Annotated in this window: 23 protein-coding genes; 6 read left to right on the top strand and 17 right to left on the bottom strand. The window is 42.0% G+C overall.

The genetic code is table 11. The annotated features are described in order from the left end of the window. Positions 1-38: 38 nt before the first annotated feature. The 3 genes from secD (at position 39) to ACJ7Z2_RS05805 (ending at position 4,311) form a co-directional block, all read left to right on the top strand. Positions 39-1,880, top strand: a complete 1,842-nt coding sequence (gene secD, locus ACJ7Z2_RS05815) for a protein translocase subunit SecD (RefSeq protein WP_409499641.1) — start codon at positions 39-41, stop codon at positions 1,878-1,880. Between the two features lie 9 nt (positions 1,881-1,889). Continuing rightward, positions 1,890-2,864, top strand: a complete 975-nt coding sequence (gene secF / locus ACJ7Z2_RS05810; protein ID WP_409499640.1) for a protein translocase subunit SecF — start codon at positions 1,890-1,892, stop codon at positions 2,862-2,864. Positions 2,865-3,009: 145 nt separating this feature from the next. Beyond that, on the top strand, positions 3,010-4,311 hold the full coding sequence (locus ACJ7Z2_RS05805) for an NCS2 family permease (protein WP_409499639.1): 1,302 nt from the start codon (positions 3,010-3,012) through the stop codon (positions 4,309-4,311). A gap of 76 nt (positions 4,312-4,387) precedes the next feature. On the opposite strand, the gene ACJ7Z2_RS05800 is transcribed toward ACJ7Z2_RS05805, so the two are convergent. After that, on the bottom strand, positions 4,388-4,714 hold the full coding sequence (locus ACJ7Z2_RS05800; protein ID WP_172595358.1) for an AzlD domain-containing protein: 327 nt from the start codon (positions 4,712-4,714) through the stop codon (positions 4,388-4,390). Then, the gene (locus ACJ7Z2_RS05795; protein WP_126302369.1) at positions 4,701-5,399 is read right to left on the bottom strand and encodes an AzlC family ABC transporter permease; all 699 of its coding nucleotides are present in this window, start codon (positions 5,397-5,399) and stop codon (positions 4,701-4,703) included. Before ACJ7Z2_RS05795 ends, ACJ7Z2_RS05800 begins: the two co-directional genes overlap by 14 nt. A gap of 221 nt (positions 5,400-5,620) precedes the next feature. Between ACJ7Z2_RS05795 and ACJ7Z2_RS05790 the strand changes: the two genes are divergently transcribed. Continuing rightward, positions 5,621-6,658 (top strand): ABC transporter substrate-binding protein, encoded by a 1,038-nt coding sequence (locus tag ACJ7Z2_RS05790; protein WP_409499638.1) that lies wholly within the window; start codon positions 5,621-5,623, stop codon positions 6,656-6,658. 89 nt (positions 6,659-6,747) lie between these two features. Here the strand turns inward: ACJ7Z2_RS05790 and ACJ7Z2_RS05785 are convergent, their stop codons facing one another. From ACJ7Z2_RS05785 to ACJ7Z2_RS05770, 4 genes are all read right to left on the bottom strand, one after another. Next, a complete protein-coding gene (locus tag ACJ7Z2_RS05785; protein ID WP_409501089.1) occupies positions 6,748-8,028 on the bottom strand; it encodes an NAD(P)/FAD-dependent oxidoreductase in 1,281 nt (426 codons plus the stop codon). A gap of 103 nt (positions 8,029-8,131) precedes the next feature. Further along, on the bottom strand, positions 8,132-8,626 hold the full coding sequence (locus tag ACJ7Z2_RS05780) for a SprT family zinc-dependent metalloprotease (RefSeq protein ID WP_409501088.1): 495 nt from the start codon (positions 8,624-8,626) through the stop codon (positions 8,132-8,134). Further along, positions 8,626-9,339 (bottom strand): ribonuclease T2 family protein, encoded by a 714-nt coding sequence (locus ACJ7Z2_RS05775; RefSeq protein ID WP_409501087.1) that lies wholly within the window; start codon positions 9,337-9,339, stop codon positions 8,626-8,628. Before ACJ7Z2_RS05775 ends, ACJ7Z2_RS05780 begins: the two co-directional genes overlap by 1 nt. A gap of 91 nt (positions 9,340-9,430) precedes the next feature. Next, positions 9,431-9,748 carry a TfoX/Sxy family protein gene (locus ACJ7Z2_RS05770; protein WP_006249132.1) on the bottom strand — a complete coding sequence of 106 codons (318 nt, stop codon included), beginning with the start codon at positions 9,746-9,748 and terminating at the stop codon, positions 9,431-9,433. Between the two features lie 59 nt (positions 9,749-9,807). Between ACJ7Z2_RS05770 and ACJ7Z2_RS05765 the strand changes: the two genes are divergently transcribed. Both ACJ7Z2_RS05765 and metK read left to right on the top strand, forming a co-directional pair. Further along, positions 9,808-10,650, top strand: coding sequence for a patatin family protein (locus ACJ7Z2_RS05765; protein WP_409501086.1), 843 nt, complete (start codon positions 9,808-9,810; stop codon positions 10,648-10,650). 164 nt (positions 10,651-10,814) lie between these two features. Continuing rightward, positions 10,815-11,966, top strand: a complete 1,152-nt coding sequence (gene metK / locus ACJ7Z2_RS05760; RefSeq protein WP_409501085.1) for a methionine adenosyltransferase — start codon at positions 10,815-10,817, stop codon at positions 11,964-11,966. Positions 11,967-12,011: 45 nt separating this feature from the next. Here the strand turns inward: metK and metQ are convergent, their stop codons facing one another. The 11 genes from metQ to ACJ7Z2_RS05705 all read right to left on the bottom strand — a co-directional run bounded on the left by metQ (position 12,012) and on the right by ACJ7Z2_RS05705 (position 25,526). Beyond that, positions 12,012-12,803, bottom strand: a complete 792-nt coding sequence (metQ, locus tag ACJ7Z2_RS05755; protein WP_409501084.1) for a methionine ABC transporter substrate-binding lipoprotein MetQ — start codon at positions 12,801-12,803, stop codon at positions 12,012-12,014. Positions 12,804-12,854: 51 nt separating this feature from the next. Further along, positions 12,855-13,682 (bottom strand): MetQ/NlpA family ABC transporter substrate-binding protein, encoded by an 828-nt coding sequence (locus tag ACJ7Z2_RS05750; protein ID WP_126302384.1) that lies wholly within the window; start codon positions 13,680-13,682, stop codon positions 12,855-12,857. 82 nt (positions 13,683-13,764) lie between these two features. Further along, entirely contained in the window at positions 13,765-14,598 is an 834-nt protein-coding gene (locus ACJ7Z2_RS05745; RefSeq protein ID WP_006249127.1) for a MetQ/NlpA family lipoprotein, read from the bottom strand. A gap of 21 nt (positions 14,599-14,619) precedes the next feature. Then, positions 14,620-15,297: a methionine ABC transporter permease gene (locus ACJ7Z2_RS05740; protein WP_021279529.1), complete on the bottom strand. Its 678-nt coding sequence runs from the start codon at positions 15,295-15,297 to the stop codon at positions 14,620-14,622. Further along, entirely contained in the window at positions 15,287-16,321 is a 1,035-nt protein-coding gene (gene metN, locus ACJ7Z2_RS05735; RefSeq protein WP_126302385.1) for a methionine ABC transporter ATP-binding protein MetN, read from the bottom strand. The genes ACJ7Z2_RS05740 and metN overlap by 11 nt, the downstream gene beginning before the upstream one ends. Positions 16,322-16,543: 222 nt before the next feature. Beyond that, positions 16,544-18,088, bottom strand: coding sequence for a DUF2813 domain-containing protein (locus tag ACJ7Z2_RS05730; RefSeq protein ID WP_126302386.1), 1,545 nt, complete (start codon positions 18,086-18,088; stop codon positions 16,544-16,546). Positions 18,089-18,106: 18 nt separating this feature from the next. Beyond that, positions 18,107-19,474 (bottom strand): nucleotide 5'-monophosphate nucleosidase PpnN, encoded by a 1,368-nt coding sequence (ppnN, locus tag ACJ7Z2_RS05725; protein WP_409501083.1) that lies wholly within the window; start codon positions 19,472-19,474, stop codon positions 18,107-18,109. Positions 19,475-19,520: 46 nt separating this feature from the next. Next, positions 19,521-20,276 carry a tRNA cyclic N6-threonylcarbamoyladenosine(37) synthase TcdA gene (tcdA, locus tag ACJ7Z2_RS05720; RefSeq protein WP_409501082.1) on the bottom strand — a complete coding sequence of 252 codons (756 nt, stop codon included), beginning with the start codon at positions 20,274-20,276 and terminating at the stop codon, positions 19,521-19,523. 29 nt (positions 20,277-20,305) lie between these two features. Continuing rightward, positions 20,306-22,258: an ABC transporter ATP-binding protein gene (locus tag ACJ7Z2_RS05715; protein WP_409501081.1), complete on the bottom strand. Its 1,953-nt coding sequence runs from the start codon at positions 22,256-22,258 to the stop codon at positions 20,306-20,308. 94 nt (positions 22,259-22,352) lie between these two features. Further along, positions 22,353-25,049 carry a DNA topoisomerase (ATP-hydrolyzing) subunit A gene (gene gyrA, locus ACJ7Z2_RS05710; RefSeq protein ID WP_409501080.1) on the bottom strand — a complete coding sequence of 899 codons (2,697 nt, stop codon included), beginning with the start codon at positions 25,047-25,049 and terminating at the stop codon, positions 22,353-22,355. Positions 25,050-25,145: 96 nt separating this feature from the next. Beyond that, a complete protein-coding gene (locus ACJ7Z2_RS05705; RefSeq protein ID WP_409501079.1) occupies positions 25,146-25,526 on the bottom strand; it encodes a pyrimidine dimer DNA glycosylase/endonuclease V in 381 nt (126 codons plus the stop codon). Between the last annotated feature and the right edge of the window lie 16 nt (positions 25,527-25,542).

The raw sequence follows: 25,542 nt of genomic DNA, 5'->3' as shown, positions 1-25,542 counted from the left end.
CAACCCTCTTATCCAACTTTAACATTCGGGGAGTTATTGTGTTAAACCGTTTCCCTCTATGGAAGAATTTAATGGTGATCTTCGTGATCGCCATTGGTGCTTTATATGCCCTTCCAAATTTATATGGCGATGATCCTTCGGTACAAATTTCCGGTACTCGTGGGCAACAAGCCACACCTGAGACACTGTCTCAAGTGCAATCCACACTTTCAGCAATGAATATTCAGCCGAAATCTGCCGTGTTAGAAAATGGCTCGATTTTGGTTCGTCTCGAAAGCAGCGAACAGCAATTGCCTGCCAAAGAAAAAATCTCAGAAGCATTGGGGAATAACTACTCTGTTGCCTTAAACCTTGCACCAGCAACGCCACAGTGGTTGTCTGACATTGGCGGTAGCCCGATGAAGCGAGGCTTGGACTTGCTTGGCGGTGTTCGTTTCTTAATGGAAGTGGATATGAACACGGCTCTTGCAAAACAACAAGACACTTTGCAAGACAGCCTGCGTAGTGATTTCCGTAAAGAAAAATTGCAATATCAAGCGGTCAAAAAAGGCGAAAATTTTGCAACTGAGATTGAATTTGCCGATAACGATACGGCAGAAAAAGCTGTGCGTTTAGTGCGTCGCTCTCACCCAACGCTTGATATTTTGGTAAATGATAATAAAGTCACCTTAACGCCATCAGCACAAGCTCTTTCTGAATCTCGCACGATGGCAATCGAACAAAACCTTTCTATTTTGCGTAAACGTGTTGAGGAATTGGGCGTTTCTGAGCCGACCATTCAGCGTCAAGGTGCAGATCGTATCGTAGTTGAATTACCGGGTGTGCAAGATACCGCTCGTGCCAAAGAGCTTTTAGGGGCAACTGCAACCCTTGAGTTCCGGTTAGTCAATACCGAAGCCAATGTGGCCTCTGCGGCGAAAGGCATTGTGCCGGCTGATTCAGAAGTGCAAAACACCCGTGATGGCGAGCCAGTTGTGTTACGCCGTAAACCTTCGTTAGGGGGTGAACATATTATTGATGCAACCTCAGGCACTGATGAGCGTGGCTTGCCGCAAGTGAGTATCCGACTCGATACCGAAGGCGGCGAGATGATGGGTGAAATTACTAAAATGGCAATCCAAAAACCAATGGCAACACTTTATACCGAATTTAAAGATTCAGGTCGTAAAGATGCTAACGGTAAAGTCATTTTAGAAAAACACCAAGAGGTAATTAACGTTGCAACCATTCAAACCCGTTTAGGTAATCAATTCCAGATTACAGGGATTAATTCACCGGCGGAAGCTCAAAACCTTGCGGTATTATTACGTTCAGGTGCGTTGATTGCTCCAATCGTGATTGTGGAAGAGCGTACTATCGGTGCTTCTCTTGGAGCAGATAATGTTAAACAAGGTATGGAAGCTAGTATTTTAGGCTTAGGCTTAACGATCCTGTTCTGTCTAGCCTTTTATAAAGTATTTGGTATATTTGCCTCTCTTGCCTTGATTGTGAATATGATCTTAACGATTGGTTTAATGTCATTAATCGGTGCAACCCTTACCATGCCGGGAATTGCCGGTATCGTACTTGCTGTGGGTATGTCAGTTGATGCCAACGTACTAATCTACGAGCGGATCAAAGAAGAGATTCGTAACGGTCGCCCAATTCAACAAGCAATCCACGAAGGTTATAATGGCGCATTCTCAAGTATTTTTGACTCTAACCTCACCACAATTTTAACTTCTCTTGTGCTTTATGGTGTAGGTACAGGGCCGGTAAAAGGCTTTGCAGTCACACTTGCGTTAGGGGTAATTATTTCAATGTTTACCGCAATCACCGGTACCCGTATGTTAGTGAACTGGGCTTATGGTGGTAAACGAGTGAAAAAACTTTGGATTTAAGGTGGAAGAATGGCTATTGAAAACACAAAACAAGATGTAGCAGAGATTAAACTGCCTTATAAATTAATCCCTTTTATGAAATACCGCTATGTCGGGTTCATTTTTTCGCTGATTGTAACTGCTTTATGCATTTTTACTATTGCGACAAAAGGCTTTAACTGGGGGTTAGATTTTACCGGCGGGACAGTAATCGAAACTCAATTTTCACAACCTGCTGATTTAGCAAAACTGCGTACGGAGCTTGAAAATAGCGGCTACGGCAATGCGTTAGTGCAAACCACAGGCAGTCAAAAAGATTTAATGATCCGACTTGCCGCCAGTGCCGGTGATATGTCTGTTGGGAATAAAGTGATGGAGATGATCCATCAGAAATTAGATCCAAATGCCACTATCAAGAGTATTGAATTTGTAGGACCAAACGTAGGGGAAGAGCTGACTCAAGGGGCAATTTATGCCACTTTAGCCACGCTGGCGATGCTACTCATTTATGTAGGAACACGCTTTGAATGGCGCTTAGCGGTAGGCGGTATCGTGGCACTTTTCCACGATGTATTAGTGACTATCGGGATTTTCTCTTTCTTACAGATTGAAATCGATTTAACCTTTGTAGCAGCGATTTTATCGGTTGTCGGTTACTCGTTAAATGACTCGATTGTGGTGTTTGACCGTGTGCGTGAAAACTTTTCCAAAGTTCGCCGCTCCAGCTCCATTGAAATTATTGATATTTCCTTGAGCCAAACGCTTTCTCGTACATTAATGACCTCGGTAACTACCCTATTTGTGGTGTTAGCTCTATACTATCTCGGTGGTCCAACCTTACACAGTTTCTCACTGGCTTTATTAATCGGTATCGGCTTCGGTACTTACTCATCGATTTATATTGCCATTGGCTTAGCACTACAGCTTGGCTTAAAGCGTGAGCATATGGTTCAGCCTAAGATTGAAAAAGAAGGGGCAGATCAAGACGCTTTCATCGATTACTAACCATCATACAAAAGCAGGATTCATTCCTGCTTTTATTTTTTGCCTTATATTTTAAGCTACGCAAACGTTTGCTTATTGTGCCAAATTTCTGTAAAATTCCGCATCCCAAAATTTCCCCTTTCATTTTTTCTTTTTTGAGGTTCTTATGTCTTTATTTAAATTTGAGGAGCGTGGTTCAAACGTTCGTCAAGAAGTAATTGCAGGTTTAACTACATTCCTCGCAATGGTGTATTCGGTTATTGTTGTGCCGGGAATGTTAAGCCAAGCCGGCTTCCCTGCCGAATCGGTGTTCATTGCCACCTGTTTAGTTTCAGGCTTAGGCTCCATTTTAATCGGCTTATGGGCAAATGCACCAATGGCTATCGGTTGTGCGATTTCCTTAACTGCTTTTACAGCCTTTAGCTTAGTGTTAGGGCAACAAGTTTCTATTCCTGTCGCACTTGGGGCGATTTTCTTAATGGGGGTGGTGTTTACCCTGATTTCTGCTACCGGTATCCGTACTTGGATTTTACGTAATTTGCCAAGTAGCATTGCCCACGGTGCTGGAATTGGTATTGGTTTATTCTTACTGATTATTGCCGCCACTAACGTTAAATTAGTGGTCAATAGCGGTATGGATATTCCGGTTAAATTAGGGGACTTCACTTCATTTCCGGTTTTAATGTCATTAATCGGTTTAGCCGCCATTATCGGGTTAGAAAAACTGAAAGTAAAAGGCAGTATTTTATGGGTCATTATTGCTATTACCATCGTAGGTTTAATTTTTGACCCTAACGTAAAATACGCAGGCTTTTTCAAAATGCCGAGTTTTGGTGAAAATTCGCAATTCTTAAATCTTGATATTATGGGAGCATTAAATACCGCCATTTTACCTGTCGTATTTGCGTTAGTAATGACCGCTATTTTTGATGCAACAGGTACTATCCGTGCGGTTGCAGGGCAAGCCGGTTTATTAGATAAAGACGGACAAATTATCAATGGCGATAAAGCCCTAACTTCTGACTCATTCGGCTCAATTTTATCGGGCTTATTTGGTACAGCACCAGCGGCAGTGTATATTGAATCGGCAGCAGGTACAGCCGTTGGTGGTAAAACCGGTTTAACCGCTGTAGTGGTTGGTATCGGTTTCTTATTTATGCTGTTCTTCCAACCTCTTGCATTCTTAGTGCCAAGCTATGCTACCGCACCGGCATTAATGTATGTGGGCTTATTAATGCTAAGTAATGTCTCTAAATTAGATTTCAGCGATTTTGTAGGTGCAATGGCAGGCTTAGTATGTGCGGTATTTATCGTATTAACCGCTAACATCGTAACCGGTATTATGCTAGGCTTCGCAACACTGGTGATTGGTCGCTTAATTTCAGGTGAAGCCAATAAATTAAACCTAGGCACAGTGATTATTGCGATTATGTTAGTTGCCTTCTACGCTTTTGGCTTAGCGATTTAATTTGCAAAACATAAGAGAAAAAATACCGCTTGTAATGTTCAATTACAAGCGGTTATTTTTGCTCTAAAATTTGCAATCAACTTAAAATAGATAAAAACACATTCACACCTAAAATCCCCAACGCTACGCTTAAAAAGGTATTTTTCAGCCAAACATAGCTACCTAATACGCCTATTAAAGCCAGAATTTGTGCCAATATTAAGTTAAAGCCTTCCCCGTTTTTAGGAAAGTTTAGGCTCGTTAAAAGCAATAAAAGCATAATCACAAGCGGTAACATTTTGTTTAATTTTTGCAAAATGGGCGAAGATAACACCTTTTTCGGTAAAAATTCCGGCAAAAAACGACAAATTTGCGAGCCGAGCACTAATGCTGCAAACATTATCAAAATATCATTTGTGCTCATTTTCTACTCCTTTCTCTAGTTTGATTGAAGAAGATTGAGGTAATAAAGCCACAATAACAATCGCTACTAAAATTGCCACCAATAACACGCTGGTTTCGGTAATCTGACGAGCAAGTAAAAATCCGATTAACGCAATCACAATCGGTTTCCATTGTTTTTGGTTTTTGTATTGCTCATAGGCTAAAATTGCAAACAAACAAGGCAGAGCAAAATCCAAATGCGGAATATAGTTCGCCACTGAATCGCCTAACAACACACCGACAATCGTGGAAAATGTCCAATAAGCCACACATAGCACAGCGATTTTAAAGAATAATGCTTGCTTTTGCTCTTTCGGTAATGAAGATAACACCGCAAAGCCTTCATCGGTTAAACCGGCAATAGCAACCAAACTTTTCGCTTTGGATATCGGCTTATGCTCCATCATATTTAAGGTATAAAAACTAAAACGTAGGCTCATTAACAGCGTACTCAAAAAAACCGACACTGCCCCAACACCGGAGACAAAAAACGGAATCGCTGCATATTGTGCCGTCCCCGATACCACGGTAAAACTCATTACAATCGTAAACCACGCAGGCATTCCGGCATTAGTGGCAAGCATTCCGTAAGCTACACCTGCGGCAAAATAGCCCATAAAAATCGGCATGGTTAATTTAAGAGCATATTTCCAACTATTTTCCATAACTAAAATTTAACATTAGACTAAAGGCATTTATTATTCTGAATTTTGACAAAATAGCAAGAGCTACTACAAGCGGTTATTTTTTGCTAAAACTTGCAAATAGTTGGTAAATATTAAAGTAATAGGCACAATTGCCCTACTTCATTGCAATTAACTATTTTCAACCAGAGCTTTGAAATGCTAGACTTCACTACCTTTTATTTTATGTTTTCAGGAAAGTGATGAACGTACTCAAATTAATCTCATTAAAATCGATCTTAATCGCCTCTGGCATTTTCTTATCAGCTCAAGCAGCACAAGCAGAAGGCCGTTTAACTGTTTATTGCTCGGTACAAAATAATGTTTGTGAAGAAATGACCAAGCAATTTTCACACAAATATAATGTCGAAACTAAATTCATTCACGGCGGAACCGGTACAATTTTCGGAAAAGTAAAAGCGGAAGCATCGAACCCTCAGGCAGATATTTGGTATGGCGGCACGATTGAACCTCACTTTCAAGCAGGCGAATTAGGCTTACTGGAAGCCTACCGTTCACCAAAACAAGCTGAAATTCTGCCACAATTTAAATCCTTAGTTGAAAGTGAACAAGGTAAATTTACTTCTATCGTTTATATGCTTGTATTAGGGTTAGGCGTGAATACCGAAAAACTCGCCAAACTAGGCATTGAGGCACCGAAAAAATGGGAAGATTTATTAGATCCTCGCTTAAAAGGTGAAGTACAACTACCTGATCCTCGTAGCTCCGGCACGACTTATACGTTTATGACCACTCTTTCAACCTTATGGGGCGAAGAGAAAACCTTTGATTATCTGAAAAAACTCAACAATAACGTCTCACAATATGTGAAAAGCACCCTAGTCACCAGCAATCTTGCCCGTGGTGAAAGTGCAGTTACAGTAGGCTTTGTACATAGTTATGCCACTGAAAAAGAAAAAGGTGCGCCTATTGAAGCTATTATTCCGGAAGGTAAAGTGGGCTATGCGTTAGGCGGTGTCAGCATTATCAAAAATGCCCGTAATTTAGATAACGCCAAACTGTTTATGGATTGGGTGCTTTCAAAAGAAGCACAGGAAATTCCTTGGAAAAAACACGGTGTTTACCAAACCCCAACAAACATCAACGCCGAAGTTGCGCCACAATCAACCAAAGCCGATGCGTTAGACTTTGTGGAAATTGATTACCAAAAAGCAGGTTCCAGCGAAGAGGGCAAACGCTTAATTGATAAATGGTTGGCGGAAATTAAATTAGCAAACTAGGCGTGAGTATTTGCAAAAATAGGCAAGAAAACAACCGCTTGCTATTTGCTTATAAGAAAAAATCCGCATCATTTGATGCGGATTTTCGTTTAATGCAGTTTCATTGTTGGTCTTAAGAAACGGTTAATTTGCCCTACTAACACAATCAAGCCGGTTTTAACACAACCGTGCAGAGCTACTTGGTGCATTCGATAAAGCGAGAGATATGCCAAGCGGGCAATTTTACCTTCAATAAACATATCACCGCTCACTAAATTCCCCATTAAATTACCCACCGTGCCAAATTTTGAGAATGAAAGCAACGAGCCTTTATCGTTAAATCGAAACGACTTCATCTCTTTCCCATCAATGAGTGCCACAATATTTTTACCACATCGGGTTGCCATTTGGTGAGCCGCTTGCGCTCTTGGCGGAATTGGCTTGCCATCTTGGATTAACGCCGCACAATCGCCAATGACAAACACCGACTCATCAACGGTAGTTTGTAGCGTATCTTTAATCTCAATTTGGTTCAAGCGGTTCGTTTCAAAGCCAAATTCACGGGTGATTTCGGGTGCTTTTACTCCGGCAGCCCAAACCATAATATCCGCCTCAATTTTCTCACCTAAGCGGGTCATTAATCCGTCTGGGCGAGCCTCGGTAATCATCGTGCCTAAACGCACCGAAACACCGGCTTTTTTCAATTCGTGGAAAGCAGAAACTGATACTTTCTCCGGTAATGCCGGAATTAAACGAGGGCCAGCCTCAATTAAAGTCACTTTCAAGCTGGCTCGATTTAATTTACCAAAACCGTAAGAATTTAAATTCTTCACAACGTGGTAAAGCTCGGCTGAAAGCTCAATACCTGTTGCTCCACCGCCCACAATCGCAATTTTTACATCTTTATTTTCACTATGTGAAAAACGTAAAAACAGCTCCATCATTCGTTTTTGGAAATCTTTTGCCTGCTCTGAGCCATCTAAGAAAATGCAATTCTCTGCAACCCCTTTAGTACCAAAATCATTGGATTTACTGCCGATAGCGATCACTAATTTGTCATAACTAATATGGCGTTCTTTGACGAGAAGTTGGTTTTGGTCATTATAAATTGGAGCGAGTGAAACAGTTTTCCTCTCTCTATCTACCGCCACCAACGTGCCTTGCTGAAATTCAAAGCTATGATTTTTAGCGTGAGCCCGATAGCTTAGTGCATCCGTACCTTCATCAATAGTACCGGTTGCCACTTCGTGCAATAATGGTTTCCATAAATGCGTTGCATTACGGTCAATTAGCACCACTTTTGCCTTTTGTTTACGCCCTAATTTGTTACCTAGATAGGTTGCAAGCTCCAAACCACCTGCTCCACCACCTACAATCACAATCGTTTCCATAAATACTCCGGAAATAAAATTAAAATAAAAACTATGGCAGATTTTAGGTGTTTAAATGGGAATGTCTAGCTAAATCGTAACATTCTCTTAACTTTTATCCACCTTAACTGTTCTCTACAAGGTGGAGCGGGGTTTTACATAAACGGCAAATATAGCTTTTTTTATCTCGCATCACCGCATTGTGTCGGCGAATGGAAAGTTGGTGAGTCTGGCAGGCACATTGGTAACTAAATTGCTGTTGCACACTTTGGGTATCAAAACAATGGTAAATTTCCGCCGGTACACCCAGTACGGTTTCCATCATCATTTTCCACTCTTTACCGTGAGATTGTACCCGCCCAAAGTGTTGATAAACCAAGATATGAGCCAATTCGTGCGGCACAACTTGGCGGATAAATGCCTGTTCATTTTCTTGCAATAACACAGGGTTAAACCGCACTTCGTTGCGTTCAAGATAAGCAACACCGGCTTTTACACCACGCACCGCATAGCTAATGGTTGGTGGCGTAAAAGTGGTATTGAAATAGTGATTTGCACGTTCAAGATCACGCTTTAATTGGCGTTGAACCTGCATTTTTAGTTGACGAAGATCTGCCATTAACGTGGGCAGTCCATCGGTTGAAATGCCTTATCATAGCAAATATACAGCTCGTCTTTGCCGCCACCTAAATAGATGTTTTGCAAATGAGGGTTATTCGCTCGCATCCAGTTAAACAGTGCTAATTTAGACATTTCAGTATCCGGTAATTTGAGCTGATTAAATAGCTCTTTTTGTTTGGCGAAGTAATCATTCGCTTGGTTAAAGGCACAAGCACCGTGTTTTTCCCATTCGCCTTGCAACAAAGTTGCACCCGGTGATTCGGGTAAATATTGCTTAATCGTCTGCTCTGCCACCATCGGCAAATCGCCTTGGCAATAACGAGGGTGTTCATCAACACTTCTTGCCTTGCCACTTTGCGGCCATAAGCCGTGAATAACCCAACCAAAATCTGCTGAGCCACCACATTGATATTCCAAATGAGACGGAATTTTACCGTGATTATTTCGCTTTTGTTTTTGGCAAAACGCCGGCGACCACGACAACGCTAAGGTGTAATAATCGGTATCTACAATATGCTGTTTCAAACGGTCGTTTTTCATCTGCACATCATAGTTACCCAATGATGAAGTTGAAACTTGATGAGTCTGGCTACTTCGGGTAGATTTTTCCTGTGCTTTTGAAGGCTCTTTTTTATCAAAAAAGCTAAAAATCTGAGAAATGATTGCCAACACAATAACGACAATCAAAGAAACTAATTTTTTCTGGTTCATAAATATAAAATCTTAAAGTATAGAAATATTAGGACAAACGCCCCTAACAAGAGGGCATATTTTAGCGTTTTTTTGCAAAATTTTCGCTAAATTACACCGCTTGTAAGCCTAGCCGAATCCATTTGACCAGTTCATCAGCTTCTTCAATCGCTAATTCCGGAATGCTCCAGTAGTGCATTTTTTGCACTTTTCCTTTAGCAAAATAGTGAAATTGTTCGGCATTTTCAGCTAAGAATAACGGCAAGGTTTGCGGATTAGCTTTGACAAAAATGCGATAATCTTTGCTGATAATAGCGACAATTTTATTATCAAAAAACAAGCAATATTCACCAAACATTTTTTTCGAACGCAAACCGGAAATCGGGCTTAGTTGATCTAACAGGAAATCCATAAATTCTGCATCAGCCATTGTGATTTCTCCTAGCAAGATAATTCGGGTTATAATACACAAATTACAGGGAGAATGATATGAAAGTTGGATTAGTGCTGGAAGGCGGTGGTTTACGTGGTATTTTTACCGCCGGTGTGTTAGATGTGTTTTTAGATGAAAATATTCATATAGACGGGGCAATCGGCGTTTCCGCCGGGGCGTTATTTGGTGTGAACCTGCCTTCAAAACAAAAAGGCAGAGCGTTGCGATATAACAAAAAATACGCTAAAGATAAGCGTTATATGGGGTTACACAGTTTGCTCACCACCGGCAATATCGTTAATCGAGATTTTGCCTACTATGAACTTCCTTCTAGGCTCGATCCGTTTGACCAACAGGCATTTGAGGCTTCCGGTATGGACTTTTGGGTCACCGTGACGAATGTCGAAACAGGCAAACCCGAATATATCAAAATCGACAATGTGTTCGAGCAAATGGAGGCCTTTCGAGCCACCTCCTCAATGCCGATTGTTTCTAAAATAGTCGAAATTGAGGGGAAAAAATACTTAGACGGTGGGGTGTCAGACAGTATTCCGGTGCAGAAATTTATTGAAATGGGATATGACAAAATTATCGTGGTGCTTACTCGCCCACTTGAATACCGTAAGAAACCAAGCTCGATGTGGCTGTTTAAACGTTTTTATAAAAAATATCCGAAATTAGTGCAACGCTGGGAAAACCGCTATGCGGAATATAATCAAGCTGTTGAGCAGATTATTCAACTCAATGAAAAACAACAGATTTTTGTGATTCGTCCAAGCAGAACAGTCAAAATCAGCCGTTTGGAAAAAGATGTAGACAAAATCCAAGGAATGTACGATTTAGGGGTAAAAGATGCCCGAAATGCGTTGGCTGGCTTGAGAGCATATTTAGCCAAATAAGCAAATTCTATTTGCCTAAAACGTTCAAAAAATATATTATAGACGTCTAGACGGAAACACTTCCAAACAGAATTCATACAAGCGGTGCATATTTGTAAAATATTTGCAAAAAATGACCGCTTGTTATTATTTAAATCTAATATTTAAGATAGAGAGGAATACAAATGGCAATTAATTTATTCACTTCTGAATCGGTTTCAGAAGGGCATCCGGATAAAATCGCAGACCAAATTTCAGATGCAGTATTAGATGAAATTTTAAAACAAGACCCTAAAGCACGCGTTGCCTGTGAAACTTACGTGAAAACCGGTATGGCATTAGTAGGGGGAGAAATTACTACCTCTGCTTGGGTGGATATTGAAAACTTAACCCGCCAAGTGATTTGTGACATCGGCTATACTCACTCTGATATGGGCTTTGATGCTCACTCTTGTGCGGTATTAAATGCGATTGGTAAACAATCTCCAGACATCAATCAAGGTGTTGACCGTGCCGATCCGTTAGAACAAGGTGCAGGCGACCAAGGCATTATGTTTGGCTACGCCACCAATGAAACTGAGGTGTTAATGCCGGCTCCGATCACTTACGCACACCGCTTAATGGAACAACAAGCGAAAGTGCGTAAATCGGGCAAACTCGACTGGTTACGCCCTGATGCGAAAAGCCAATTAACCTTTGCTTATGAGAACAATAAAATCATCGGCATTGATGCCGTGGTGCTTTCCACACAACACGCAGAGCATATTTCGCAAAAAGAGTTAATTGAAGGGGTGATGGAAGAGATCATCAAACCGGTACTACCAAGCGAATGGCTCAGCCAAAATACCAAATACTTCATCAACCCAACCGGTCGTTTTGTGATTGGCGGCCCAATGGGTGACTGTGGTTTAACCGGGCGTAAAATCATTGTAGATACCTACGGTGGTGCGGCTCGCCACGGTGGTGGTGCATTCTCTGGTAAAGACCCGTCAAAAGTGGATCGCTCTGCCGCTTATGCTGCCCGTTATGTCGCAAAAAATATTGTTGCTGCCGGCCTAGCCGATCGCTGTGAAATCCAACTTTCTTATGCTATCGGGGTGGCTGACCCAACATCAATTATGGTGGAAACCTTCGGCACAGGTAAAGTGAGCAATGAAACACTTGTGAAATTAATCTACCAAAACTTTGACTTACGCCCGTATGGCTTAATCAAAATGTTAGATTTAATCAAACCTATCTACCGTGAAACCGCTGCCTATGGACACTTCGGCCGTGAACATTTCCCTTGGGAAAAAACCGATAAAGCCGAAGCATTAAGAGCCGGAGCAGGTCTGTAACCTAAAAAATAAGGCATAGAAATCTATGCCTTATTTTATCTTCAATTACCAACCTTTAATCATTGCTCCTTTAAACTCTTCATTCGCTTTGTTATATACCTCCTCTGTTTGGTAGGCTTTTACCAAATCTTTCACCGCATCAGAATGTTGGTTATTTTCACGAGCTACAATTAAATTCACATAAGGTGAATCCTTATCTTCAACAAATACTCCGTCTTTGGTTGGCGTTAATCCGTTTTGCCCAGCGTAGGTAGAATTAATAATCGAAAAGGCAACATCGTCCAATGTTCGAGGCAATAATGGAGCTTCAATTTCTTGGATCACCAATTTACGAGGGTTTTCAATAATATCCACACTGGTTGCTTTTAAACCTGCATCTGCTCGCAGCTTAATTAAACCTTGTTTTTCCAATAAAATTAAAGCTCGGGCTAAGTTAGTCGGATCATTGGGAACAGCAATAGTATCGCCATCTTTCAATTCTGCCAGCGATTTAATTTTCTTTGAATAAGCTGCAATCGGATAAACAAAGGTATTACCGACTGGCACTAATTTATAGCCTTTTTCCTGAATTTGGTTATCTAAATAAGGTTTGTGCTGAAAAGCATTTAAATCCAGATCGCCCTTATCTAAAGCAGCATTTGGCGTAGCATAATCGGTAAATACGACTAATTCAACATTACGGTTATATTTTTCCTTTGCAATTTTCGCCGCTACTTCCATTACCTTATGTTCAGGGCCGGAAATCACCCCCACTTTCAGCGTCTCGGCTTTATCATTACAAGCGGTCAAAAAAAGCGAAAAAATTGCAACTGCACCGGCTAATTTCATTATTTTCATTATCTGTTTCTCCTTTTAAGAAAAGGACGGCAGAATATGCCGTCCAACTGATTACCAACCTTTCACTACGCCACCGTTAAATAATTTTAACGCTTCTTGGAATACTTCTTCGGTTTGGAATGACTTCACGAAAGTTTGTAAGCGTGGATCATCTTTGTTATCTTCACGGCTTACCACTAAATTCACATACGGTGAATCTTTAGATTCCACAATAATACCGTCTTTATCCGGACTTAACCCAGCTTGACCTGCGTAAGTGTTGTTGATTACCGCAAGTTCTACATCATCTAACATACGGGTTAAAAGTGAGGTATCCGCCTGTACGATTTTGATATTTTTCGGGTTTTCGATAATATCGTTTTCGGTAGCAAACACATTTTTCGGATCTTTTAATTTCAATAAACCGTGAGCTTGAAGCAATAATAACGCACGAGCAGTATTACTTGCATTGTTTGGAATCGCAACAGTCGCTCCGTCTTTTAACTCGGAAATGTTTTTAATTTTTTTAGAATAAGCCGCGATTGGCCATACTAGCGTATTGCCGATAATCGCTAATTTATAACCACGATCTTTCACTTCTTGCTCTAAGTAAGGCACCGTTTGGAACGCGTTAGCATCTAAATCTTTAGAATGAAGTGCGGCATTTGGTTGAGTGTATTCCGTAAACTGTACTAACTCTACATCTAAGCCATATTTCTCTTTGGCGATTTTTACCGCCACTTCGGTCATTTGGGCTTCAGGACCGGTCATCACACCCACTTTTAATGGGACTTGTTTTTCAACTTTAGCCGGTGATACAGACTGTGCTTTTTCATCTTTACATGCAGTAAGCGCTAATGCAGAGACTAACGCCACGCCTAATAATTTTTTAAAGTTCATTGTTTGCTCCTTCCTATATTTTAAAGATGAAAATGGCGATTAACCTAGCGCTTAATCGCCATTTAAGTAAAAATCAGCTAAATTACCAACCTTTTACTACACCATCTTTAAAGTGTTTTTGTGCTTCTTGGTACACTTCTTCGGTTTGGTAAGATTTAATAAAGTTTTGTACATTAGCTGCATCTTTATTGTCTTGGCGAGCCACAATAATATTCACATACGGTGAATCTTTAGACTCAACAAATACACCGTGATCTTGGGTATTTAAGCCTACCTGCCCGGCATAAGTGTTATTTACCACCGCTAAATCTACGTCATCTAACGCTTTTGCGGCAATTGAAGTATCCACTTCTTTAATTTTTAAGTTTTTCGGATTTTCGATAATATCCACTGAAGTTGAGAATAAATTGGTATTATCTTTTAATTTAATTAACCCCTGTTTTTCTAATAAAATCAAAGCACGAGCTAAGTTTGAAGGATCATTTGGTACTGCAATTACCGCACCTTCTGCTAACTCAGACACATTTTTCACTTTTTTAGAGTAGCCCGCTAACGGATAAACAAAGGTGTTACCCACAATCACTAAGTTGTTTAAACCTTTTGATTGGCTGTCTTTATCTAAATATGGTTTGTGTTGGAATGCGTTTGCATCTAAATCACCTTTACTTACTGCAGTATTCGGTAAAGCGTAGTCGTTAAATAAAACGAACTCAACTTCTAAACCATATTTTTCTTTTGCAATCTGTGCTGCACGTTCTGCAACGGTATGCTCAGGGCCTGACATTACCCCTACTTTGATTTTAGCCGGAGCTTGAGCTGCCGGAGCAGCGGTAGATTCTGCCTTTTTCTCTTCTTTACAAGCAGTTAATGCTAATGCAGAAACCAATGCAACACCTAAAATTTTCTTGAAACTCATAGAAACCTCTTTTAAATAAAATTAACGATGATCGTAACGTTTTGCTAAATAATCACCCAATTTTTGGCTGATCATCACAATTGCAACAATAATAATGGTAGCAATCCATTTCACATACACCATATTACGGTGTTCTCCATAGCTGATGGCTAAATTGCCTAAACCGCCGCCACCAACAGCCCCCGCCATTGCTGAGTAGCCAATTAAAGCAACCAGCGTTAGCGTAATGCCATTAATCAAAATCGGTAATGACTCCGGTAAATAAAATTTCGTTACTACCTGCCAATTTGTTGCTCCCATTGATTTTGCCGCTTCTGTTAAACCGGACGGAATTTCAAGCAACGCATTAGAAGTTAAACGGGCAAAAAACGGAATGGCAGACACGCTTAAAGGAACAATAGCCGCCGTTGTGCCTAATGTTGTGCCTACAATTAAACGTGTAAACGGCAACAAAATAATCAATAAAATAATGAACGGAATCGAACGCCCGATGTTAATAACGACATCTAACACTTGATGTAATCTCGGATTTTCTAAAATTTCACCTTTACCGGTTAAAAAAGCCAAGAAACCAATCGGTAAACCGATGACTACCGCCAATGCCGTTGCCACAAAGCCCATATAAACGGTTTCAAAAGTAGATTCCCATACTAAGCCCCACATCTGTGGCGTCATCTCACGTAAAAAATCAGCCCACATAGCCTAACACCTCTACTTTTACATTGTTATCAATTAAATAAAATTTTGCTTCTGCAATAGAATCCGGATTACCACTTACTTCTGCGATCACAAACCCAAATTTTACCCCACCAGCATAATCGATTTGTGACATCAAAATACTAAAATCAATGCCGAATTTTTTCGATGCCATTGAAAGCAAAGGAGCATCAACCGAACGTCCGGTAAACTCAAACTTTATAATCGGCTTACTATGCTCAGTCGGCGAACTTAAAAGCTGCTCGGTATATTCTTGCGGCAATTCAAAATGGAAAGTCGATTGAATAAATTTCTGAGCCAACTCGGTTTTCGGATTAGAGAAAATTTCACTTACCGAGCCAGATTCAATCAACTGCCCCTTATCAATCACAGCCACTCGGTCACAAATGCGTTTTACCACTTCCATTTCGTGAGTGATTAATAAAATCGTCAAACCAAGACGTTTATTAATATCTTTTAATAACTGCAAAATGGATTGTGTAGTCGCCGGATCTAACGCACTGGTCGCTTCATCACACAATAAAACGTGCGGATCGCTGGCTAACGCACGAGCAATCGCCACACGCTGTTTTTGTCCCCCTGAAAGATTTGCCGGGTAAACGTCTTTACGATCTGTTAAGCCCACTAAATCCAACAGTTCATTAACTTTCTTCTCAACTTGCTCTTTTGGCGTATTACTTAAACGCAACGATAACGCCACGTTTTCAAACACAGTTTGTGATGAAAGCAAATTAAAATGTTGGAAAATCATTGCAATATTACGGCGAGCATGAATCAACTCTTTATCCGACATTGCCGTTAAATCTTGCCCATCAACAATCACTTGCCCCATTGTCGGGCGTTCTAATAAATTTACACAGCGAATTAAGGTACTTTTTCCTGCCCCTGATGCCCCAATGACACCATAAATAGTGCCTCTTGGTACTTCTAGGTTTACATTATCCAGAGCGGTAATTTTTTTGCCCTTTACCTCAAATTGTTTGCTGATATTTTTCAGCTGAATCATTTTCTATTTATCCACATTCAATTAACTATTATTTTTGGTTATTTTAGACGTCTAGAATGCTATGTCAATCAACTAACCCGATTTTTTTATTCCAAATAAGCATAACGCATAAAATAATAGCTTGCACTTGAAATAAATTAGGGTTTTGTATGATTAGTTTTCATCACAAGCAAACAAGCGGTCAAAATTGGCAATTTTTTGTCAAATTTAACCGCTTGTATTCTATACTTTGTTTATCAATGCCAGCACATCTGCAAATAATTGTTTAAATAAAGTTGGAATTGAATGTTCTCCTCGATTACGCATCTCATTAGATAACGCAATGGCTAAATCAGGTTTTGAGTTTTTTTGAATAGCGCGTTTAATAATGTAAGAAACTGGAAATTTCTCTTGTGAGCGCCAATTTGCCAAACGCACAAACACATTTCGCAAGCCAGCTTTATAAAAAAAATGCTCTATATCTTTTTGTGGTAATGTCGTCAACCTTTGCTCAAAATGCACATCCATACTTTTTACCGTATCGGCATAGCGCTTTCCTGCATCATCACCATCGGTTAATACATACCACTCAATCCCCATTGCTTTTGCATATTTAATCAATGGACGTAGACCACATTGAGCAAATTCCACAATTTTGATTCCTTCCATCTCTAAATTAATCTCAAGTAACTTAGCCAATTCCATCAACAACCATACTTCAGTTTCACCTTCAACCAAAATCCACGCTTTAGCAAATAGAGCCAAGCCCCGATTGTGGTGAATATGAAAGGTTAATTTCCGCAAATCTTCCTTGCCTAAACTGTGGCGTTCAAGCCAATAGGCTTGAGTGTGATCGTTATAACGCACCAAACGGCAGATTTCCCGCAGCGGCACTTGCGATAATAATTCAATAGAATTAGTAGTGGTGATCCGTTGGCTGGGTAAAAAACCGAGCAGTTCCCAAAAAATCGCAATCATTCGAGGGTGTAGTTGAGCATTCAGATCTTCAAATAAAATAATCGGCTTTTCTATTACTGTAGATTTAGGATTAAACAAAAATAGAGCAGAAATATGCTGCTGAACAGATTCGACCAATTCCGGCTGCTGTTTTAGGCGTAAACAGAGGGATTTTACTTTTTCCCACCACAGAGTCGTATCTTGCATACTAGTTTTGATCAAATAGCGACTTTGGCTGGTTAGAAAATAGTATTTAAGCAGCGAAGAGAGGGCATTTAATTCACGCTGAAAATCATCTTCAAGTTGAGACGATCCTTTAAGTAATAAGTCATTATGCACCCTGTTATTGAGTCTTGCATCACGCAAGCGATAAACAGGGTGATGATAAATAAACTGCCGAATGGCGTTTTCAGCCTGTTCTATGTGAATAGGCTTTAGGGCTTGATCGACAAATTGATAGTCGGTGCTAATCTGCTCCGCTTGTAATTTTCCGGTTACGGCAAGCGAAACATAGCGGTGGTTATCCATATAAAAAGCGGCTTTTTCTAAATAAGGGGGAAATTGCACCACTAAATCGTGCTGTTCTTCACAAAAGGTAAACACCAATTTGATGTCCCGCACTTGGTTAGGTGTATCGATATATTGAATATGGAAATCTTTAAACCGAAATTGGTACAACGCCTGTTCAAGGTTAAAAATCAGGCTTAATGCATCAATCAGACTGGATTTACCCCACGCATTTTCGCCAATCAAGACCATATTCGGTCGCAGTTGGAGCGATAAATGGTTAATGCCACGAAAGCCGCTTATTTCAATCTGTTTTAGATACATACCTTCCCCCTTGTTGCATTACCTTTTTACAATTTCATAGCAAGGTTGGTACGCCTCTCCGGTTGGAATTTTCATACGGTGTTGAACCACAAAACGTTCCAGTAGTTTATCCATATGATCCATTAATTTACGATTGCCGTGTAATTTAAACACGCCATATTTCTCAATTAAATCCGAGGTTCCCGGCTTAATATTACCTGCAACAATCCCTGAAAATGCCCGTCTTAAATTCGCAGCCAACTGCTCTTTTGGCTGTGCTAAACTTAAATTCAGATTCGCCATATTTTCGTGGGTTGGAATAAATGGCGTAATAAAATCTTCCTCAATTTTTAACGACCAGTTGAAATTATAAGCATCACCACTTTCATAACGGCTGCTTTTTACCTCTGTCATAGATTGCTTCACTTTACGAGCCACCAACACCGGGTCATCAATAATAATTTCATACAAACTGCGTGCTTCTTCGCCTAAGGTTTCGCCAATAAATTGATCGATAGCATAGAAATAGTCTGCCGATTCTTTCGGAGCGGTTAAAATCAGCGGTAATTTTTGTGCATTGTTAGCAGGGTTTAATTTAATGCCGATAATATACAGTAACTCTTCCAGCGTTCCCGGCCCGCCCGGGAAAACCACAATGGCGTGCCCTAAACGCACAAAGGCTTCCAACCGTTTTTCAATATCCGGCATAATTACCAATTCATTCACAATCGGGTTTGGCGGCTCGGAGGCAATAATAGACGGCTCGGTAATGCCGATAAAACGTCCGTTTTTATAACGCTGATTGGCGTGTCCGATAGCCGCTCCTTTCATCGGGGCTTCCATCACACCGGCTCCGCAGCCGGTCACAATATTCAGCTCACGCAAGCCAAACTCTTGCCCGACGGCACGGCAATATTGGTATTCGGTTTCATTGATTGAATGTCCACCCCAGCACACCACCAAATTTGGGTCGGTATTCATTTCAATCGCTTTCGCATTCCGCAAAATCGAAAATACGGTATTCGTGGTTAAGGCTTCTAAAGAAGTCGCTTCAAGCGGTCGAATCGCATTTTTTAACGCATTCACAAACACAATATCCCGCAGCACCGCAAAAAGGTGATATTGAATATTCAAAATCATCTTGCCGTCAACAAACGCAGTTTCGGGCGGATTATGCAATTCAAGCGAAACGCCCTTTTCACGGGTTAATAAGCGGATTTCAAAATCAGGGTATTGGCTTAACAACGCTCGGCTGTCATCGGTATGCACACCGGAATTTAGCACCGCCAAAGAACAATTACGATAAAGTTGATGCAAATTACCCTGCGTATTCTTTGCCAACAACTCCATTTCCAAATGGGAAAGCTGTTCCATACTCCCTTTCGGGTTGACTCGATGTATTGCCATTATTTACTCCTTGATTTGCAAAAAATTCATTTAATATGACCGCTTGTTATTTTAATAGTTTATCAATTACCCGACTTACCGCAAAAAAGCCGAACGTTGCAGTCACCATTGTTACCGCGCCAAAGCCGTTGGCACAGTTCATTGTTGCCGATACCTCGCAGCCCTCGCCCATTTGTGGGAAAATCAGTTGCTGGGTCGAAGAAACGCACTCCACGCCGAATTTGCTTTTATTGCTGAAACCATACTCTTTCCGCAACAAGGTACGAACCCTTGCCGCCAACGGATCTTGCACCGTTTTGCTTAAATCGGTAATTTGAATTTTGGTCGGATCGGTCTGCCCGCCTGCCCCACCGGTGGTGATAATTTTGATCTTATTGCGTTTACAAAACGCAATCATCGCCGCTTTTACTCGCACACTGTCAATCGCATCGATCACATAGTCATAGCTCCGATTGAGGTAGTCTGCGAGATTATCCTGCGTTAAGAAATCATCGATAATCTCCACCGCACATTCAGGATTAATCCGCTCAATCCGCTCTTTCATCGCTTCGGTTTTCAGTTGAGCCACCGTGCCGCTCATTGCGTGAATTTGGCGGTTGATATTGGTCACGCAAATATCGTCCATATCAATCATCGTGATCTTGCCGATACCTGAGCGAGCCAATGCCTCTACCGCCCACGAGCCAACCCCTCCAATCCCAATCACACAAATATGCGAACGGCGTAGTTTCTCCAATCCTTCCGGCGTATAAAGACGACCAATACCGCCAAAACGTTGTTCGTAGTTATCAATTCGTTCCATTTTGCAAAATTTTCCGTAAAAATGACCGCTTACACATTCCCATTTTTAATATTTTCCAACGCTTCCCACCGCTCAAAAGCTTGTTCTAATGCAGCTTCGGTGTCAGCAAGTTTTTGTAGCTGGGCGTTGGTGTAGCTTGGATCTTTGGCGAAGAACTCGGCACTATTTACTTCGGCTTGCAGAGCTTCAATCTCAGCTTCGAGCTGTTCCATTTTTGCCGGTAACTCGTCCAGTTCACGCTGTTCTTTGTAGGAAAGTTTGGTTTTCCGATTTCCCTCCCCCTGCTTGCGGGGGGAGGTGTCCGCAGGACGGAGGGGGGGAATTTCTTCCACTTTTTGCAAATTTTTACTCGAATTTAACCGCTTGTCGGCAGTGGCGGCGAAGTAATTTTCCTGCTGTTGTTTAGCATCGAAATAGCCGCCGACATATTTATTCACCACGCCTTCGCCCTCGAAGAAGTAGCATTCGGTCACGGTGTTATCCACAAATTGACGATCGTGGCTCACAATAATCAAGGTGCCTTGATAGTCGGTGAGCATCTCTTCCAAAAGTTCGAGGGTTTCCACGTCCAAATCGTTGGTCGGTTCGTCCAAAATCAGCAAGTTGTTTGGTTTGAGTAACAGTTTTGCCAGCAACAAACGGTTGCGTTCACCACCCGAGAGGGCTTTCACTGGTGTCATTGCCCGTTTTGGAGGGAATAGGAAGTCTTGCAGATAGCCGAGAACGTGGCGTTTCACCCCGTTTACTTCCACATCTTGCTTGCCGTCTGCCACGTTGTCCATCACGGTTTTTTCAGGGTCAAGATCGGCTCGATATTGGTCGAAATACGCCACTTCCAATTTTGTGCCACAACGCACCGAACCTGATGTCGGCTGAATTTCGCCAAGTAACAGCTTAATCAGCGTGGTTTTGCCGATCCCATTCGCCCCAATCAGGGCAATTTTATCGCCACGCAAAATGGTGGTACTGAAATTTTTCAGCAGGGTTCTGCCCCCAATTTCATAGCTGGCATTTTCCACTTCAAACACAATTTTGCCGCTGCGTGCGGTGTTGTCGATCTGAATTTTCGCCGTACCTTGCACCTCTCGGCGGTTTCTACGCTCTTCTCGCAACGCTTTCAAGGCCCGCACTCGCCCTTCGTTTCGGGTGCGTCTTGCCTTAATCCCTTGACGGATCCAAACCTCTTCTTGGGCGAGTTTTTTGTCGAACAGCTCATTTTGCAACGCTTCCACCCGCAGATCTTCGGCTTTTTCTTCCAAGTATTTATCGTAATTGCTTGGGTAAGATACCAGTTTGCCTCGATCCAAATCCACAATCCGAGTTGCCATTTTGCGGATAAAGGCACGGTCGTGCGAGATAAAAATAATACTGCCTTTGAAATCCAACAACAGATTTTCCAGCCACGCAATCGCCTCAATGTCGAGGTGGTTGGTCGGCTCGTCCAACAGTAATACATCAGGATCGGCAACCAACGCCCGAGCCAGTGCCGCACGGCGTACCCAACCGCCCGAGAGTTCGCACAGGCGTTTGTCAGGGTCGAGTTCCAACAGTTTCAAGGTATCTTGAATGCGGTTTTCAAACTGCCAACCGTTAGCGTGTTCTAATTGCGACTGCACCGCGGAAAGTTTGGCGAGCAGTTCATCGCTGTAATCGGTCTGCATTTGCAGGGAAATGTGGTGATATTGCTTCAATAAGTCGGCAAGATGGGCAATGCCTTCTGCCACATAATCGAACACCGTTTCTTCAATATGGCGGGGCGGATCTTGCTCAAGGCGTGTAACAACAATGTCTTTTTCAAACACCAACTTGCCGTCATCAAGCTGAACTTCGCCCGCCAGAATTTTCATCAAGGTCGATTTACCCGCCCCGTTACGCCCTACCAAACAAACCCGCTCGCCGGGTTCAATGTGCAATTCGGTATGATCTAATAAAGGATGATCGCCAAAGCCTAAGTAGGCGTTGGAAAGATTGATAAGTGCCATAGTTTTTATTATCTAATGTATGATCCAAAAACGGTCGAATTTCCTTCTATTTTTGCAAAAAATTGTGAAAATTCGACCGCTTGTTTAGTTAAGATTATTCTTCAGTTGATGTTTCTGCTGTTTCGGCATTTTCTAATGCGTCCGGGCTTTCATTTTCATCGTCTTCAGGTTCGCAAACTCGCTCTAGGCTGACGACCTGTTCGTCTTCTGCGGTGCGAATAATGCGTACGCCTTGGGTGTTTCGTCCAACGAGGCTGACTTCTGCCACTCGGGTGCGAACCAGCGTGCCGGCATCGGTAATCAACATAATTTGGTCGGTTTCCTCAACTTGAACAGCCGCTACTACTTTACCGTTTCGCTCGTTCACTTTGATTGAAACCACCCCTTTAGTTGCACGGGATTTCACCGGGTACTCGCTAATCACCGTGCGTTTACCATAGCCGTTTTGGGTAACGGTTAAAATATCGCCTTCGGTGCGAGGAATCACTAAGGAAACCACACGGTCTTTATCAAGGCTGACGCTGGAGGAATCTTCTGCCTCTTCATTTTCAATTTCAATGATTTCAGCTTCTTCTATCTCATCAGTTGTAATTTCGGTGGTAGCAAGTTTAATCCCTCGTACACCGGTTGCGGTACGTCCCATCGCACGCACCGCGGTTTCAGCAAAGCGAACTACTCGCCCTTGTGCCGAGAACAACATAATTTCGCTGTTACCATCAGTAATATCTACCCCGATCAGCTCATCACCTTCGCGAAGTTTTAACGCAATCAGACCGCTTGCACGCACATTGCTAAAGGCATCAAGGGACACTTTTTTCACCACACCGCTGGCAGTTGCCATAAAGATAAACTTATCGGCACTAAATTCACCGTTTGGAATCGGCAGAATGGCGGTAATCCGTTCGTTTTCTTCTTTCACTAACGGCAGAATATTGACAATCGGCGTGCCTCTTGCCCCACGGCTTGCCTGCGGTAATTGATACACTTTTAATTGATATAAACGCCCACGGCTTGAGAAGCAAAGAATGGTGTCGTGGGTGTTTGCCACCAAGAGTTTTTCGATAAAATCATCTTCTTTCATCTTGGTTGCAGACTTACCTTTACCGCCACGACGCTGTGCTTCGTAGTCTGAAAGCGGTTGATATTTCACATAGCCTGCGTGAGAAAGCGTAACCACAACATCTTCTTGTGCGATTAAGTCTTCAATGTTGATGTCGCCGGAGGCTGCGGTAATTTCAGTACGGCGTTCATCGTTAAAATCAGTTTTCACACATTCTAACTCTTCACGGATCACCTCCATTAAGCGTTCCGGGCTGGTTAAAATGTGGATTAATTCGCCAATTTCAGTTAAGAGTTCTTTGTATTCTTCAACGATTTTCTCGTGTTCTAAACCGGTTAAACGGTGTAAGCGTAGCTCTAAAATCGCTCTGGCTTGAGCTTCAGATAAATAGTATTCGCCATCACGCACGCCTAAGTGTTCAGGTAAATCTTCCGGTCGGGAAGCCCCAACACCAGCAGCCTCTAACATTGGTGCAACATTGCCTAATGCCCAAGGGCGAGCCAATAAGCCTTCACGGGCTTCTTCTGCGGTTTTTGAGGCTCGAATTAATTCAATTACCGGGTCGATATTCGCTAACGCAATCGCTAAGCCCTCTAAAATATGGGCACGTTCACGAGCTTTGCGTAATTCAAAAATCGTACGGCGTGTAACCACTTCACGGCGGTGTTTTACAAAGGCTTCGATGATTTGGCGTAAGTTCAGCACTTTTGGCTGACCATTGTCTAACGCTACCATATTGATACCAAAAGTGACCTGCATTTGGGTTAAAGAATAAAGGTGGTTTAACACCACTTCACCCACGGCATCACGCTTGACTTCAATGACAATCGAAATCCCTTTTTTATCGGAATAGTCATCAATTTTGCTGATGCCTTCGATTTTCTTCTCTTTAACCAGCTCGGCAATTTTTTCAATTAATTTTGCCTTATTCACTTGGTATGGCAGTTCGGTTACAACAATTTGCTCACGCCCTTTATCAGTTGTTTCCACGCTGGCTTTCGCTCGCACATACACCTTGCCACGACCGGTGCGGTAAGCCTCTTCAATCCCTTTACGACCGTTAATAATCGCCCCGGTAGGGAAATCCGGTCCCGGGATATAACGCATTAGCTCTTCAACACTAATCTCTTCATTTTCAATGTAAGCCAAGCAACCGTCTAATACTTCGCCTAAATTATGCGGTGGAATATTGGTTGCCATACCGACCGCAATCCCCGAAGAACCATTGACTAACAGAGCCGGAATTTTGGTTGGCAAAACATCAGGAATCATCTCTTTGCCGTCATAGTTCGGTGAGAAATCCACGGTTTCTTTATCGAGATCGGTTAATAATTCCTGCGTAATTTTCTGCATACGCACTTCGGTATAACGCATTGCTGCCGGTGCATCGCCATCAATAGAACCGAAGTTACCTTGCCCGTCCACCAACATATAACGTAGAGAAAACGGCTGAGCCATACGCACAATGGTGTCATACACCGCAGAGTCACCGTGTGGGTGATATTTACCGATCACATCACCGACCACACGGGCAGATTTAACGTGCGGTTTATTATAGGTGTTGCTGTTTTGATCCATTGAAAAAAGCACACGGCGGTGTACGGGCTTTAAACCGTCTCGCACATCAGGCAAGGCACGCCCAACAATCACCGACATCGCATAGTCAAGGTAAGAGGTTTTTAATTCGTCCTCAATACTTACGGGAATAATATCTTTGGCTAATTCGCTCATTGAAATTTCCTAATTTTATTAGTAAAAGAGCCTTAAATAAGGCGAAAAAATTGGCGAGATTATAGCATAAAAAGCAACAAAAAGGCGTACAAGCGGTCATTTTCTTTCGCTAAAACGCGGATTTGCCGGCATTCTTAATGCAATTCGCTCCCGATTCGCCGCCAGAGCGGTTTCAGTCGGTTGGTAATCTAGCCAGAGAGAGGGATCTTGCGGTAAATGTTCCGCCCAGAAATATTGCACCTTAAACCCTCTTGCTAAACATTCCTCGTGTAACGCATCGTAACGCTTTTTCAAAAACGTGAGTTTATTAAAGAAAAACCGAACGTGCCCCTCGCCCAGTTTGTAATCTTCTGGCTGTCCTTTTAAGCTAAATTTACCTTTCGCTACCGCATTCGGAATCCGAGTGAGTTCACGATGTTCGGCAAGCAGATGTTGATCACATAATTCCGTTGGCGGAACAAGGTTGATTCGGGTCATTATGATTTTCCTTTTA

Source organism: Mannheimia glucosida, from assembly GCF_046267875.1.
In the GTDB taxonomy this organism is placed as follows: Bacteria; Pseudomonadota; Gammaproteobacteria; order Enterobacterales; family Pasteurellaceae; genus Mannheimia; species Mannheimia glucosida.
The sequence above is the reverse complement of the archived record's forward strand: the minus strand, read 5'-3'. Positions and strand labels throughout refer to the sequence as shown.